Origin of the sequence: Collinsella sp. LCP19S3_D3, assembly GCF_052121455.1 — a bacterium.
Lineage (GTDB): Bacteria > Actinomycetota > Coriobacteriia > Coriobacteriales > Coriobacteriaceae > Collinsella.
Genome location: NZ_JBQKEF010000001.1, coordinates 119,358 through 134,726, shown reverse-complemented (window position 1 = coordinate 134,726; position 15,369 = coordinate 119,358). Strand labels below are relative to the sequence as shown.

Annotated in this window: 15 protein-coding genes; 6 read left to right on the top strand and 9 right to left on the bottom strand. The window is 60.1% G+C overall.

The window, feature by feature from the left end; translation table 11 throughout:
* Positions 1 to 462 precede the first annotated feature (462 nt).
* The 7 genes from ACTQXM_RS00665 to rnd all read right to left on the bottom strand — a co-directional run bounded on the left by ACTQXM_RS00665 (position 463) and on the right by rnd (position 7,574).
* Entirely contained in the window at positions 463 to 1,641 is a 1,179-nt protein-coding gene (locus tag ACTQXM_RS00665; RefSeq protein ID WP_441536829.1) for an acetate/propionate family kinase, read from the bottom strand.
* A gap of 163 nt (positions 1,642 to 1,804) precedes the next feature.
* Positions 1,805 to 2,983, bottom strand: a complete 1,179-nt coding sequence (locus ACTQXM_RS00660) for an acetate/propionate family kinase (RefSeq protein ID WP_006234305.1) — start codon at positions 2,981 to 2,983, stop codon at positions 1,805 to 1,807.
* A gap of 147 nt (positions 2,984 to 3,130) precedes the next feature.
* Positions 3,131 to 3,466, bottom strand: coding sequence for a histidine triad nucleotide-binding protein (locus ACTQXM_RS00655; protein ID WP_035137921.1), 336 nt, complete (start codon positions 3,464 to 3,466; stop codon positions 3,131 to 3,133).
* Between the two features lie 155 nt (positions 3,467 to 3,621).
* The gene (gene xseB / locus ACTQXM_RS00650; RefSeq protein ID WP_006234311.1) at positions 3,622 to 3,888 is read right to left on the bottom strand and encodes an exodeoxyribonuclease VII small subunit; all 267 of its coding nucleotides are present in this window, start codon (positions 3,886 to 3,888) and stop codon (positions 3,622 to 3,624) included.
* Between the two features lie 42 nt (positions 3,889 to 3,930).
* Entirely contained in the window at positions 3,931 to 5,382 is a 1,452-nt protein-coding gene (gene xseA / locus ACTQXM_RS00645; RefSeq protein ID WP_441536828.1) for an exodeoxyribonuclease VII large subunit, read from the bottom strand.
* Between the two features lie 115 nt (positions 5,383 to 5,497).
* Positions 5,498 to 6,202, bottom strand: coding sequence for a zinc metallopeptidase (locus ACTQXM_RS00640; protein WP_441536827.1), 705 nt, complete (start codon positions 6,200 to 6,202; stop codon positions 5,498 to 5,500).
* Positions 6,203 to 6,440: 238 nt separating this feature from the next.
* Positions 6,441 to 7,574 (bottom strand): ribonuclease D, encoded by a 1,134-nt coding sequence (rnd, locus tag ACTQXM_RS00635; RefSeq protein WP_154517283.1) that lies wholly within the window; start codon positions 7,572 to 7,574, stop codon positions 6,441 to 6,443.
* 98 nt (positions 7,575 to 7,672) lie between these two features.
* Between rnd and ACTQXM_RS00630 the strand changes: the two genes are divergently transcribed.
* The 5 genes from ACTQXM_RS00630 to ACTQXM_RS00610 all read left to right on the top strand — a co-directional run bounded on the left by ACTQXM_RS00630 (position 7,673) and on the right by ACTQXM_RS00610 (position 12,464).
* A complete protein-coding gene (locus ACTQXM_RS00630) occupies positions 7,673 to 8,590 on the top strand; it encodes a diacylglycerol/lipid kinase family protein (protein ID WP_427727874.1) in 918 nt (305 codons plus the stop codon).
* Between the two features lie 261 nt (positions 8,591 to 8,851).
* Positions 8,852 to 9,082: a hypothetical protein gene (locus ACTQXM_RS00625; protein ID WP_441015732.1), complete on the top strand. Its 231-nt coding sequence runs from the start codon at positions 8,852 to 8,854 to the stop codon at positions 9,080 to 9,082.
* A gap of 144 nt (positions 9,083 to 9,226) precedes the next feature.
* Positions 9,227 to 9,796, top strand: coding sequence for a tryptophan transporter (locus ACTQXM_RS00620; RefSeq protein ID WP_427794869.1), 570 nt, complete (start codon positions 9,227 to 9,229; stop codon positions 9,794 to 9,796).
* A gap of 162 nt (positions 9,797 to 9,958) precedes the next feature.
* Positions 9,959 to 11,725 (top strand): ABC transporter ATP-binding protein, encoded by a 1,767-nt coding sequence (locus ACTQXM_RS00615; protein WP_441536826.1) that lies wholly within the window; start codon positions 9,959 to 9,961, stop codon positions 11,723 to 11,725.
* Positions 11,718 to 12,464 carry an energy-coupling factor transporter transmembrane component T family protein gene (locus ACTQXM_RS00610; protein WP_427727867.1) on the top strand — a complete coding sequence of 249 codons (747 nt, stop codon included), beginning with the start codon at positions 11,718 to 11,720 and terminating at the stop codon, positions 12,462 to 12,464. Before ACTQXM_RS00615 ends, ACTQXM_RS00610 begins: the two co-directional genes overlap by 8 nt.
* Positions 12,465 to 12,658: 194 nt before the next feature.
* Here ACTQXM_RS00610 and ACTQXM_RS00605 read toward each other — a convergent pair whose 3' ends face one another.
* Positions 12,659 to 13,405, bottom strand: coding sequence for an aspartate/glutamate racemase family protein (locus ACTQXM_RS00605; protein ID WP_229770678.1), 747 nt, complete (start codon positions 13,403 to 13,405; stop codon positions 12,659 to 12,661).
* Positions 13,406 to 13,490: 85 nt separating this feature from the next.
* A complete protein-coding gene (locus tag ACTQXM_RS00600; RefSeq protein ID WP_427727863.1) occupies positions 13,491 to 14,747 on the bottom strand; it encodes an ATP-grasp domain-containing protein in 1,257 nt (418 codons plus the stop codon).
* Positions 14,748 to 14,967: 220 nt separating this feature from the next.
* On the opposite strand from ACTQXM_RS00600, the gene ACTQXM_RS00595 reads away from it, so the two are divergent.
* Positions 14,968 to 15,303, top strand: coding sequence for a hypothetical protein (locus ACTQXM_RS00595; protein ID WP_441536825.1), 336 nt, complete (start codon positions 14,968 to 14,970; stop codon positions 15,301 to 15,303).
* The last annotated feature ends 66 nt before the right edge of the window (positions 15,304 to 15,369 follow it).

Below are 15,369 nucleotides of genomic sequence, written 5' to 3'. Positions count from 1 at the left end.
CGGGGGTTTCATGCGTCCTGCGGAATGTTTTCAGAGCTTTACCCTGTAGGGTCCCTGCCGCCACGTGGTGCTCAAGGGATCTGGAGTGGACGGCGGCTTGGCTACGAGTTGGGGCTGAGAATCCTGAACGGATGGGTGTCGTTGCTGGGGGGCAAACGATGCGGATATGGTCGCTTTGGATTTGAAAGGCTGATAGGGCCTCGGCGGTTGTTGTGCCGGAAAGCGTGTCCCGGTTTGGGGGCGGATTGTGGGATGCAGCTTCCGCTTGGGGCTTGTTTGGGAAACTGTGGGACGGAATTTTGCTTTGTTGTGGGTCGCATTTTCCGCAACGTGCCTCAACCGGAAAGCGTGTCCCAGAATTTGTGCTCGAAACGGGATGGAGTTTCCGCTGTCCTTCTGCTAGTAAAAAAGGCCTCCGGAGCTGTTGCTTCGGAGGCCTTTCGTTTACATGCAATCGGCACGCTAGTTGTTCGCGGTCAGACGCTCGACGTCGTGGGCGATCATGTATTCCTCGTCGGTGGGGATGACCATGACGGTGACGGCGGAACCGGCGGCGCTGATGACCTGCGGGCCGTTGCCCACGGCCTCGCGGTTCTTGTTGTTGTCGATGCGTACGCCCAGCCACTCAAAGCAGTCGCAGATGGCCTTGCGGATCGACCAGTCGTTCTCGCCGATACCGGCGGTAAAGGTGATGGTGTCCACGCCCGCCATGGATGCGATCATGGAACCGGCCTGCTGCATGGCCTTGTAGGCGAACATGTCGAAGGCGAGCAGGCAGCGCTCATCGCCCTCGGAGGCGCGCGTGCGGATGTCGCGGGCGTCGTTGGAGATACCCGAGATGGCAAGCAGACCAGACTGCTTGTTCATCATGTCATCGACTTCCTGATAGCTGTAGCCGCCCTCGCGCTGGAGGTAGCACACGGTGGCCGGGTCAATGGAACCACAACGGGTGCCCATCATCAGGCCATCGAGCGGCGTGAGGCCCATCGTGGTGTCGCGGCACACGCCGTCCTCGATGGCGGCGAGCGAAGCACCGTTGCCCAGATGGCACGAAAGCAGACGGTGGCAGCGCGAGCCCAGGATCTCCTTGGCCATCATCCACTCGTAGCGGTGGCTCGTACCGTGTGCGCCGTACTTGCGCACGTGGTACTTGTCGCACACGTCCTTGGGCAGCGCGTAGGTGTAGGCGACCTCGGGCATGGTCATGTGGAACGAGGTGTCGAAGACGGCCACGTTGGGCAGCTCCGGATACTTCTCGCGGCAATATTCGATTGCCGCGGCCTCGCCGTAGTTGTGCAGCGGAGCAAGCGGTGCCACCTCAAGAATCTTGGCCATAACCTCGTCGTCAACGACTGCGGAATCATCGAAGTGCCAGCCGCCCTGAACGATACGATGCCCAATGCCATCAATCGTAAAGTCGGTCTTCTCGAGCTCCTCGAGCACACGAGCGATAGCAGAGCGATGATCGGGGAAAGGGACCTCCTCGGTCTGCTTGGCGCCACCGTTCTCGGAGTGGCCAAAGACGCCCATGTCCGATCCGATACGCTCGCAGTTGCCCTTGGCGAAAACCTTGCGGGTATCGGTATCCAAAAGCTGATATTTAAGGCTTGAGCTGCCGGCGTTGACAACAAGTACGTTCATGAGACTCCTTTGCAGTGCAATACGGTCGACGCAGACCCCTTAAGGCGGCCGCATGTTAATAAGAAGTTATCATATCTTGATAAATAGCTATCAGCATATCGCCCAACGAGCGCAAAAGAGGGGCCGAACGGCGCTCGGTCGTCCAGCCCCTCCCCTCTTGCAATTACTTGCCGTTGACGATGCGCTCGACGTCGGAAGCGATCATGAACTCCTCGTCCGTGGGGATGACGAAGATCTTGACCTTGGAATCCTTGGCGGACAGGCACCAGGCGCCGTCGCCACGCAGGGCGTTGCGGGCATGATCCATCTTAACGCCCATAAAGGCCAGACGGTCGGCCACGCCAGCGCGGACAGCCGGAGCGTGCTCGCCGATGCCGGCGGTAAAGACCAGGGTGTCCATACCGCACATGGAAGTGGCCATCTCGGCAGCCTTGGCGGCAATCTTGTAGACGAACATATCGAAGGCGAGCTGAGCCTCGGGGTCACCAGCAGCGGCGAGCTCCTCGACGTTGCGGCAGTCGTTGGTCTTGCCGCCGGTCACAGCCAAAAGGCCGGACTTCTTGTTCATCATCTCGTCGACCTCGTCGAAGGTGTAGCCGCCCTCGCGCTGCAGGTAGCACACGGTAGCCGGGTCAATGGAGCCGCAGCGGGTGCCCATCATGACACCGTCGAGCGGCGTCAAGCCCATGGTGGTGTCCATGCACTTACCGTCCTCGATAGCGCACAGGGAAGCGCCGGAACCGATGTGGCACACGACGACCTTGCGAGCCTCGCCGTTGGTCATCTCGGCAACCTTCTTGGAGATGTAGCGGTAGCTGGTGCCGTGGGCGCCGTACTTACGGATGTGCAGCTTGTCGCAGACGTCCTTGGGCAGGGCGTAGGTCTTGGCGACCTCGGGCATATTGAAGTGGAAAGCAGTGTCGTAGACCGTGACGTTGGGCAGGTCGGGATACTGCTCGAGGCAGTACTCGATAACGTTGGCCTCGGGGTTGTTGTGCAGCGGGGCGAGCGGAGCGACCTCGCGGATCTTGGCGAGGACGTCCTCGTCGACGAGGGAGGAATCGCCGAAGTACCAACCGCCCTGAACGATACGGTGGCCGATACCCTCGATCTTGACGCCGTTGGCCTCGAGGTCCTTCAGGACGACCTCGATGGCGACCTTGTGGTCGGGGAACTCGATGTTCTCGGTCACCTTCTTGGAACCGTTGGCAGCGTGGGTGAAGGTACCGCCGGTAAAGCAGACGCGCTCGCAGGAGCCCTTTGCGGAAACCTTGTGGGACTTGGTATCGATGACCTGATACTTAAGCGTCGAAGATCCTGCGTTGACGACCAGAACGTTCATGTGTCTCCCTACTAACAGGCGGTGTGGCGCCGCCAGGTTACATACGCTTCAATAATAAACCCAAACGCCCTCGCGCTCGGGTTTATTGCGTTGATATATAAGTTATCGGTGCCTAAGCTTTCGCCTCATCCCACGGAAGAAGCGTCCTCAGATGAGGTTCTCGCCCAGGTTTTTGCCGCCGAGGACGTGCATGTGGAAGTGCATGACGGTCTGGCCGGCATTGACGCCCTTGTTGGAGATGACGCGGAAGCCGTCCTCCAGGCCCTTGGCCTTAGCGACCTCCTGGATGGCGTGAGCCATGGCGCCCATGGTCTCGGCCGGTACGTTGTCGGCGATGTCGCTGTAGTGCTTCTTGGGGATTACGAGCGTGTGGACCGGCGCCTGGGGATTGAGGTCGTCGAACGCGATGACCTGATCGTCCTCGTAAACGACGGTTGAGGGGATCTCGTGGTTGGCAATTTTGCAGAAGATGCAATCACACATGGTTGGTTCCTTTCTCACAGACCAAGGTAGTCTTTTTGGGACGGGGCTTTTTTGACTACTTTTTCGCAAGCGCAGGCACCTGGCGAGCCGTCGCGCAAGGGTAGTCAAAAAAGCCCCGTCCCAAAAAGACTACCCCAAAGTAGGCTGCGAGGTGGTTAGAACGAAAGGTTGTCGTCGGTGTTGGCGGCTTCGCCGTCGGCGAGCACGTCGTTGCCGTCGACGTCCTTAAGGAGCACCGAGACCTTCTGCTCGGCATCGGACAAGCGGGTACGCAGGCTCTTGAGGAGCTCGACGCCGCGGGTATAACTCTCGAGCGACTCCTCGAGCTCCATATCGCCCGACTCCAGGCTGCGGATGATGAGCTCCAGCTCCTGCGAGGCCTGCTTGTACGTAAGCTGCTCGACCGGGGTCTTCTCTGCCATATCTGTTTCCTTTCCTAAGGGTCTATCACTATGAAACGCGGTCTACTCGACCGCGTTGACGGTTGCTGCCACGTTGCCGTCCGCCATGCGCACGCGAATAGCGTCGCCCGGCTTAAAGTTCTTGGCGCTCGTAGCCACACCGTCATCGCTGTACGCGATGGAGTAACCGCGGGCAAGCACCTTGAGCGGCGACAAGGCATCGAGCGACGCAGCAGCTCGGCCCAGGTCGGACGCGGGCTTGCTGAGCATCGTGCGCCCCTGATGCTCCAGACGGGAGCTCGCAAGCGTGAGCGCATGGAGTTTGCCATCGAGCCCCGAGGTGCTTGCGATCAAGCGCTCGGGCAGGCGCTCAAAGTCGGAGCGGAAGGCCCCAACCGAACGCGTTATGGCGCCGGACAGACGATCGGCCGTCAGGGCAAGCTCGGACTCGCGACGCTCGACCATAAATGTGGGGTCGTTGAGGCACGGACGGCGTGCGGCGGCATCGAGCGCGTCGCCCAGACGAGCCGTATAGGTGTCCCAAGCGCGGCGACCACGCTGATCGAGCATTTCCAGATCGACCTGATTCGACCCGATCATCGAAGCCATCGCGGCGCCCAGACGCTGATGGCGCGTCTCAAGCACGTCGGCCAACTCCGTCATAGCCGGCGCCACCGATTCGGCCGCCGCCGTTGGCGTGGAGGCGCGACGGTCGCTCACCATGTCGCAGATCGAGGTATCGGGCTCATGCCCAATGCCGGTCACCACGGGCACAGGACAAGCCGCCACCGCGCGGGCAAGCTCCTCGTCATTGAAGGTCATGAGGTCCTCGAAGGAGCCGCCGCCGCGCACCAGCAAAATGCAATCGGGCGCCGGCGTAATGGAAGCGGCGCGACGCAAACCCTCAATGAGCTCTGCCGGCGCACCCTCGCCTTGAACCTTGGCACCCACGCAAACGAGCTCGACGAGTGGGTTGCGACGACGCAATGTGCGCTTGACGTCATCGATTACGGCACCCGAAAGCGAGGTGACGACCGCCACGCGCGAGCAGAACACCGGGATGCGGCGCTTGCGCGCTTCGTCCATCAGGCCCTCGCGGCTCAGCTTTTCGGCCAGTTGCGCCACTTGTTGACGCAGCAGACCCTCCCCCGCCAGCGAAAACGAGCGGGCGACAAAACTCATGCGGCCCGTGGGCTTATAGAGATTGAAGCTACCCTTAAAGCTCACCTGCATGCCGTCGCGCAGATCGAACGTGCGCTTGAGATAGGCACCCTTCCAAATGATGCAGTCAACGGCGGCCGAATCGTCCTTAATCTGGAAGTAGCAGTGGCCGCTTCGGGCATTGGGGCCACGGAAACCCGTGACCTCGCCCAAAACACTCAGCTGCGGAATAGCATCGAGTGCACCGGCGGCGATCTCCACCGCCTGGCTCACGCTGAGTTCCTTGCGCTCCTGATCGTCCGAGCCGTCAAACTCAGCGGAAACAGCATTGCCGGTTAGATTCCAGCCTGCCACGCAGCCTCCTTTCGTTATCGTGCACAAAGGCTCCAGCCCTGCGCAAATTCAAGTCCAACACATAGTACAGCGCCGCGGGGACACAAATCCCCGCGGCGCCTGTCAAGCCAATTTGTTATCGGTTGGAGTTTCTGTTGTAGCGAGCCATCAGATAGAGCAGCTGAATGATCGAGGTGAGCGCTGCGGCAACATAGGTAAGCGCGGCTGCCGTCAGGACCTTCTTGGCACCGTTGACCTGCTTGGAACTCATGCCCGACTGCTCGATGTACGCCACGGCGCGGCGGCTGGCATCAATCTCGACCGGCAGCGTAACCAGCTGGAACAACACACTAAACGAGAAGAAGATCAGCGCGAGGGTCGTGAGCCCGGCAATGTTCATAAACAGGCCCAAGAGCAACACGATGGTCCAGGTGTTCTGGGTAAAGTTGACGACCGGGACCAGGGCAGTGCGCACCTTCATCATGGCATAGCCGCTTTGGCGCTGGGCGGCGTGGCCCGCCTCGTGGCAGGCGACGGCAACGCTTGCGACCGATCCGCCCGAACGGTTGGCATCCGAGAGATACAGGTTGTTATCCTGCGGGTTGTAATGGTCGGTGAGCTCACCGGCAACGCTCTTGATACCCACGGCATTGCAACCGCTGGCGTCGAGCATGCGGCGCGCAACCGCAGCGCCCGTGTCGCCGTCCGAGCGAACCTTGGACCAGGTTTTATACGTCGAGTTGATATAGCTCTGCGCGGCAAGACCGAGCACCGTACAAACAAGGACGACCAGCAGGTACAGCGGGTCGATGCCAAAGCCATAACCATAGTAATAGGGCATGCGAATTCCTCCGAATCGAGTTACACGTTGGAGGCATTCTACCCACTCGCCCAGCCAACGAGACAGCATCGATGTTTTGGCAATGTCAGCGAAAACGGCCGAGAGCGAGCAAGGTGACGTGAAAGAGAAGCGACGCGTACTTTGGTACGCGAGCGACGATTGAACGTCAGATTGCCGCTCTCGGCCGTTTGCAGCGTCGAGCTGTTACGCGGTTTGGTAAAACCGCGTAACCATATACCTACAGGAGCTCGATTTTGCCGTCCTTCACCGTCAACCCCATGTTGCCCGAGAGCAGATCGTCCAGGCGCGAGCCCACGAGCTCAAAGCGCCAACCTTCGCGCAAAGGGCTCTGCTCGGGATGCTCAATATAGTCGGCCAGGTCATCGCGCGAGGCAATGACCGAGGTCGCCACGCCCGAACGCTCGGCAACCAGGCGAATGAGCGCGTACATGAGATCCGTCACGCTCTCCAGCTCCGGAGAGATCTGGCGATGTCCGCGCACCATGAGCGGCAGGCGATCGTGCGGGCAGCTCGCGCCGCGTTTGATGGCCATGAGCGCGCCGTCCACATCGCGCTCCCCCAGTTGATCGGTGCCGCGGATGCTGCGGAACTCCTCAACGCGCACGGGATTGCGCTTGACGAGCGCCAGCAGCGTATCGTCGGACATGACCCACTTGCGCGGGATGTTGCGGCGCTCGGCGCGGTCCTCGCGCCAGGCGGCAAGCTCGCGCGCAATGCCCAGCTGATGGCGGCTACACGAGTTGATGCGCTTGACCTTGCGGAATGCCTCATGGCGGTCGGCGCGGTAGTGCGACTCGTCGGCCAGCGGGCGCAACTCGTCGAGCACCCAATCCACGCGGCCAAGCTCGCGCAGGCGGCTCATCATCTCGGTATAGGCGACGATCAGATACTTGACGTCATCGATCGCGTACTCAATCTGCTTATCGCTCAGCGGGCGGCGCGACCAATCGGTCAGCGACTCGGTCTTGGGCAGCGATACGCCGCAGAACGTCTGAACGAGCGCGCCGTAGGAAATCTGCTGGCGCTCACCCAAAAAGGCGGCGGCGACCTGCGTGTCAAAAATCGGTCGCGGCAGCGCGCCCACGGTGTGGAGCATAACCTCCATATCCTGCGAGCAGGCGTGGAAGACCTTGACCACGCTCTCGTCGGCCATAAGCTCGGCCAGCGGCGATAAGTCGTCGATCACCAAAGGATCGACCGCGACGCTCTCGGCAGGGGTGGCAATCTGAACCAGGCACAGGCGCGGATGAAACGTGCGCTCGCGCAAAAACTCGGTATCGACGGCAATCGCGTCGAACTCACGAGCGCGCTGACAAAAGTCGAGTAGAGCCTGATGTGTGGAAATGTACATATCAACCCATCGAATAAGGTTAAGCCCGAAAAACACGGGTAGGATATCGGCATTGCCCTACAACTATACTCGGTTAGTCACAGAACGGGAACGTAAGTATGCGCTGCCTTATCATCCACAACCCGGCATCGGGTCCCAGCTCCGATGAAATCTACGCATTCACGCACGCTCTTGCACAGGGCGGCGACGAGGTCGTAATGCGCTTTATCGGCGATGGCATGGAGCCCGAGGACGCGGTAGCGGACGTTCGTGAGTTCGACCGCGTAGTCGTTTCGGGCGGCGACGGCACCGTCTCCAACGTGCTCGACCAGATGCGCGGGTGCGGTGTCCCTACGCTCATCTTCCCCTCCGGCACGGCCTGCCTGTTCTTTAACAACATCGGTAATGCCCCCGAGGCGGCGGCGCTTGCCAAGGCTTGCCGCGCCGGCCGCACGGTCAAGGTGGACATGGGTGAGCTCTTTTGGATCGACGAGAACGGTAACGAGAAGCGCCACGGCTTTATCATCATCGCCGGCTCGGGCTTCGACGCCGAGATCATGATGAAGGCCGCCCCCACCAAAAACGACATTGGCGAGATCGCCTACTTCCTCTCCGCGCTCGCCACGCCCAACCCCACGGTGGCGCACTTTACCATTGAACACGACGGCATGGTCGAGGAGCTCGACGGCATCTGCTGCATGGCGGGCAATACCTCAGTCATCCAAAACGACATCAACCTGTTCCCCAACTGCCGCATGAACGACGGCATGGTCGACATCGTCGTTATTGAACCCGTGCGCACGGTGCAGCTGCTCCCCACGGTGATCACCGCCGCGCTCGACCCCGCCGGCAAGGTGCTCGGCCGCCCGCAGTTTAAGATTATCCAGACCAAGGAAGCCAAGATTACCTGCACGCCGTCGCTGGGCATGCAGTTCGATGGCGAGATCATCTCCAGCAACTCCGGTGTCTTTGGCGCCCGCGCGCTTCCGCAATGCCTCGACCTCATCGTCGACGAATTCTCACCACTCGGAAAATAGGAGAGCCCCGTGAACGACAACCCTATCCTTGGCTTTATCGTCATCGTTCTGGCCCTGCTCGTGGGCTACGCCATCAACCTGATTCACCGCCGAAAGAAGTAAATCCACATTGGTATGATATTCATCCAATCACCGAGGAGAAGTCCAAGGGCAACAACATGGCCGCCATGGGTGTTGGCGCCATCATCATCGGTGTCTGTGGCTTCGTGATCTATCGTCGCAAGAAGGCCTAAGAACCCCACACCTTAAGGCGCGGGCGGGATGGCCAAGGTCGCCCCCCGCTCAGCCCGCCCCTTCGACCGGCGGGAAACGTCGCTGAAATCTTTCAAAAAAGATTCCCCGCAAACACTTTGCTGTGCTATAGTGCAACGCAACAGAAACAAGGTGCGACTGCGCCATGGCATCACGAAAGGAGCCACCAAGATGAAGAACGCGATGAAGTCCCTCAACAACTGGTGGTGGCGTGATGCGAATACGATCGGTCGACAGTGAGTCCCTCACGCCTGTTTTTGCGCTCTAGGTGATTGAAAGGCCTCCGGTTTCGACCGGGGGCCTTTTTCTATCTCGAGCCCGATCGCATTCGCATCACGCGCCTCCGCTTTTCCCTTGCACTCCCCTTCCGAAAGGATTTTCAACATGTCTCAGAACACCACCGCCCAGCCCCGCACCGTCCAGACCACTGACCGCGGCAAACTCGACCTCAAGGCACTCACTCTCTATGCCATCCTCCTCGCCGCCGGTTTCGTCCTCAACATGACCGTCTCCAAGTTCTTTAGCGGCCTCACCGGAGGCTTCCTCTCGCCCGAGTTCATCATCGCGGCTTTCTGCCTCGAGATTCTCATCGTCAAGCCCAACATCGGCCAATCCGCGATTATCGGCCTCCTCGCCGGCGTTGTAATCCAAATCACCGCCTCCGTCAAGGGCCCCGACCTGATCGCCGAGCCCGTCGCCGCCATGGTCATGGCTCTGCTCGTCTCCGTGCTCGCCGACTCCAAGGTCAAGGGCCTGCTCCCGCTCGTCAGCACCTTTGTTGTCACCTTCATCTCCGGCATGATCTACGCGGCGATCTTCTCCTTTGGCGTCATGAACAACCCGGCTTTCATGGGCGTCATGGCTCCTGTCGTCGTCGCCACCGGTGTTGCCAACGCCATCATCGTGACCGCCCTCTACATCCCCATCAAGAAGGCCCTCAAGCTCAACGACTAAGTAGCCGACAAGCCACACGCAGGCACCGCCGTCTTCAACGCCATCCTGGTCCAGGCCCTCAGCATTCCGCTCAAGAAGGTCTTCTCCAAGTAGTAATACTTGCTACCATGTAGACCGCCGGTCGTTTTGCGGCCGGTGCTCTTTTACGATAGAAAGGCCCCCATGAGCTCCAGCAATACCATCATCAAGCTCGATGACGTCTCATTTTCCTATGGGCACGAGGCGCAGAATGCCCTCGATCACGTCTCACTCGCCATCGAAAAGGGTGAGTTTGTGGGCGTCATCGGCCCCTCAGGCGCCGGCAAATCGACGCTTGCCGCCGTTATGAGCGGAGCCATCCCCCACCATTACACCGGCCAGCTCTTTGGAGCCACGCTCGTCGATGACCGCGACACCTGCGAGATCACCCTCACGGATATCTCGCGCGTGGTGGGAAGCGTGCTGCAGGACATCGATGCCCAGATGGTTGCGCCCATCGTTGAAGACGAGATGCTCTTTGGCCTCGAGAACTTTGGCATACCGCACGATCAAATCGAGGAGCGCATCAGCCAGACGCTGACGACCGTCGGCATTAGCGACCTGCGCCACCGCGAGATTGCCACGCTTTCGGGCGGGCAGAAGCAGAAAGTCGCAATCGCCGCGATCATCGCCATGGCGCCCAACGTGCTCGTGCTCGACGAGCCCACGGCAGCGCTCGACCCGGCAAGCTCCACGCTCGTTTTTGACACGCTGCGCCAGATCAACCGCGAACACGGCATCACCGTGGTTGTTATCGAGCAGAAGGTCGCGCTGTTGTCGAAATACTGCAGCCGCGTCCTCGTCATGGCAGACGGCAAGCTCGCGTTTGACGGCGAACCCCACCAGGTCTTTGCCCACGCAAGCGAGCTGCGCCAGATGGGCGTCGACAGTCCCCGCGTCGCGCGCATCGCAAACAGCCTGGCAGAAGTGGGTCTGTTGCCGAGCGATCAGGCGCCCTGCCTCAATGTTTCCGAAGCGCACCAGCTTATCTCGTCCTTACTTGCGGATGCAACGAGCAAGGACGCGCCCGCCGATGTGCCCGAGACCTCTCCCCATATCCCGACGGTCCCCCGCGGCGTCAATCAGGAGCCAGTAGTCGAACTCACCGATGTGACCTTTGCCTACCCCCATGGCGGTGCCTCGGTCAGCAACCTCAACATGTGCGTCTATCCCGGCGAGCTCGTAGGCATCATCGGCCAGAACGGTGCTGGCAAGACCACGCTCACCAAGCTGTTGAACGGCCTTCTGCATCCTGCGTCGGGAACCGTGCGTATGGCGGGGATGAACACCGCCGACGTCCCCACCAGCGCGATCGCTGCAAAATGCGCGACGCTGTTCCAGAACCCCGACCGCCAGCTCTGCCGCGACACCGTACTCGACGAAGTTGCCTTTGGTCTTGAACTGCACGGTGTCGGCACCGACGAGGCCCGCCAGCGTGCACGGGTGGCGGCGGAGCGCTTTGGGCTCCCCTTGGACGAATCGCCGTTCTCGCTTTCGCGCGGACAGCGACAGATGGTCGCCCTAGCGTCCGTGGTTGTGCTCGACCCACAGGTGGTTCTGCTCGATGAGCCCACGAGCGGCCTCGATTACCGCGAGTGCATGACCGTGATGGAGACGGTGAGCGAGATGGCCGAGCGCGGCTGCGCCGTGATCATGGTGTGCCACGACATGGAGGTCGTCTCGGACTTTGCCCAGCGCCTGGTAGTCATGGCAGACGGACGCATCCTCGAGCGCGGCGACGCGAACCGGATCTTCGCCGACGATGCCCTCATGCGCGCCGCCTACGTGGAGCCACCGCAGGTTGTGGCCCTGTCCAAAGAACTCGCGCGCGACGTTTCGCCCCGATTCGCCGGAATCAGTCAGGTCTCCGATCTGGTCGACCTGGTAAAGGAGATGCTCAAGCATGACTAACGTGATCGACTACGTGCCCGGAGACTCACTGCTGCACCGGCTGAACCCCGTGACCAAGCTAGCCCTGGCCGCGGCTATTATCTTGGCGACCTTCCTCGGCGACACTTATGTGCTCCTGATCGCCCTGCTTGTGCTGACTTTTATCTTGGGCATCTACGCCAAATCGACCGCAGGCCTCGTCTCGCTCGTCAAGCTCATGGTGCCGCTCTCACTAATCATGCTGGTCCTGCAGACCGCCTTTATCCGCACCGGAGCCCCCATCTTTGCCTGGATTACCACAGATGGTCTTATCACCGGCACCAAGGCGGCGCTTCGCCTGCTCGGCGTGGCGCTGCCGCTCATCCTCATGCTCACCATCACGCAGCTCGGCGATCTCGCTAACGCTTGCGTGGAGGTGCTGCACGTGCCGTACCGCTATGCGTTCACGTTTACCACGGCACTGCGCTTTGTACCGGTCTTTAGCCAGGAGATGAACGCCATCATGGAGGCGCAGACCGCGCGCGGCGTTGAATACGACACCAAGAACCCCCTCAAGAAGATCCAGCTCATGCTACCGCTCTGCGTGCCGCTGCTGGTGAGCTCCGTGGGCAAGACCGATGCCACTGCCCTGGCGGCCGAGCAACGTGGCTTTTATCTGCGTACGCGCGCGAGCTCGTACAAGCGCTATCCCATTAAGGGCATGGACATTGCCATACTTATTGCCAGCATTGCCCTCATCGTCCTCGGATTCTTGTTCTAACCTGCCAAAAAGGGACAGGTTTATTTTGGTCGGTTTTATATGGGCAAATGTCAGTCTCGTCCTTTAAGCTCCAGCAACAAGCAGCAACCGCAAAATGCAAAAGGCCCCGGCTCGCATTAAACGAGCCGGGGCCTCACTGTTTCCCCAGATAAAACCTACCAAAATAAACCTGTCCCTTTTTGGCAGGTCGAGAGCTACAGGCGGTAGGGGGCGCCGCTGCGGATGATGGACTCGCGTACCAAAACGTCCATGGCGTCGAGGGTGATCTCGGGCATCTCGCGATACTTTTGCAGCACCGAAAGCTCCGTGCAGGCCAGAATGACGCGGTCGCAGCCGCTGCGGGCAAACTCCCACATCACTCGGTCAAACTTATCCATATCGGGCTCGCGTCCTGCCTTCACATCGTCGTAAATAAGCGACATCACATCGGCCTGGCGCTTCTCGCTGGGATAAACGACTTCGACGCCCGCCGCCTCGCACTCGCGACCGTAGACGCCGGCACCCACGGTGCCATCGGTACCCATGATGCCGATCTTGCGCACCGGCTCGGCCGGCATGCTCAAGTTGGGGTCGAACTCACACTCCCCCATCACCACGCCGGCAAGCGCATAGCGCACCGACTCGCGCGGCATATGGATGATGGGGACCGAGGTAAACGACTGAATCTGATCGTAGAAGTAGTGCGACGTGTTGCAGGGAATGGCAATGTGCGCGCAGCCCAGCGTCTCGAGCGCCTGCGCGCATTCCTTCATGGTCGCCAGCAGCTCGGTATGGTCGCCGGTCTTAATGGCCAGCGTGCGGTCGGGCATGGTCGACTTAGAGAGCACCACCATGTCGATATGTTCCTGATCGCGGGCGGCTGCCGTGTGACGCACCACCTGGTCGTAGTAATACGACGTGGCCTCGGCGCCCATACCGCCGATAACTCCCAGCTTTTCCATCGCCGCCTCCTTGGTGACGCTCGCAGCATTGCGCGTATCATACCCGCGCCCGTCCGATACAAACCGGGCGGGCGCGACGTTCATCCTATTTGTAATACGTCTTAAACAGCTTAAAGTGACGCAGCTTGGTGTGCCACATGCGCAGCCAGCGGTTAAAGACAAAGTCGCCCTTCATAAACGAGGGGTCGGCGGCCTTACCCTCCTTGACCAGGCGATGCGCCTTAGCGCGCAGCTCGGGATCCTTGACGTATTTATCGACCACGCCCATGGGGACAACCATCCACAGCGCCTCGTTCTGCGCCGTCACAAACTCAGGCTCAAACGGGCGGTTGTACACATACTCGTCCACTACGTACTTGGCAACGTTAAAGCCACTGTTGGTGACGTAGTAGTTACTGCGGCCCTGGCGAGTGTTGAAGTCGAAGAACTTGAAGGAACCGTCGCGCTTGTCGTATTTGACGTCAAAGTTGGAGAAGCCCGTAAACTTGAGGTCCTCGAGCAACTTGCGCACGCCGCCCATGAGCTCGTCATTGGGCTCGGTGATGATGCAGGCGTGGTTGCCAACGCCGTGAGGCTGGTGCTCCTCGAGCAGCACGTGGCCCAGGCACATCATGCGCACCTTGCCGTTACGGTCGGAATAGCTGGTAAGCACGCGCATGTACTCGTCGTTGCCGGGCACGCGATCCTGCAGGATCAGATCATCGGTGTAGCCACTCGCATATACATCGCGAATGACCTGCTCCAGCTCGGCGCGATCGGCGATCTCGTAGGCCTTCTTCTGGCCCTCGAACTCGTGCTCCCACCACATGATGCCGTCGGAAGGCTTCAGGATCATCGGGAAGGGAAAATCGATCTGGTCGAGCACCTCGGCAGGAGCCTCGCCCTGGGCGTTGAGCATGGCCATGGTAAAGGTAAACGTATGCGGATAGGGAACACCGTGCTTCTCGCACAGCTCGTAGAAGATTTCCTTCTTCTGGCACTGTTCGAGCATGCTGTAGGGCGCATAGGGCGCGATGACGTTTGAGGCAAGCTCGCCGGCATCCTGAGCCTGTGCGGCAAGCGCGACATAGTTGTCGCCGCAGCCCATGAGAATAATCTTCTTATCGGGATTGGCCTGCGCGACACCGTTAATGGTCTCGATCATGACCGGCATGGTGTCGATATCAACATTGGGCGTGTAGTCGATAATCTGGCTGCGGTACGCAGGACCGGTCTGGTACTTGCCAAAGACCAGGCTCTTGACCTGATACTCCTCGTAAAAGGCGCGCGCCACCGAATAGGCGTTGATGTCGCCGCCGAGCAGCACGGGGATAAACTCGCGCTCTGTAAACTGCAATGCCATGGAAACTTCCTATCTAGAACTGCCCACAACGGGCGGTCTTTATGCAACCCGTTTATTTTAGCGTGCCGGACCGTTTCCTCCTAAAGCTCCACTGTATCTATGACAATCAACGCAATTATCCAGCATGAAGGCCGCGCTCACCGCCGTATGACAAACGGTAATGAACCCACCGTTGTTGTAGGGTTCAGCATATTGATACCCCCGAGTGAAAGGCGCACGCGTGCTCCAGGAACTTCCAACCGATAACCCCATCCTCGATGCCGCAAAATGCGAGTTGGCGCAGCGCGCGCAAGCGACTGATCCTCTGCGCACCGCAAACGACGCTTACGACGGTGCCGCCTACATCACCTCCATCGATACATCGGCGCACAAAGGCACGCGCAAGACGCCCGTCGCCGGCGGACACGATACCGCCATCGAGCAGTTTGGCCTCGTCTCCGATGCCCACGCCGGGGACAACATCAGGGTAATCAAACTCGGCGACGGCACCTGTTCGTTCACCCCCGCCCAGGCGCTCAACGAAGTAGGGCAAGCTCGCCGCAATGGGACCTTATAGCCACAAACCCCAACGTTGAGATAGCTTTCACAGTCCAAAGCCCGTCCCAAACAGGCCCCCGTAACG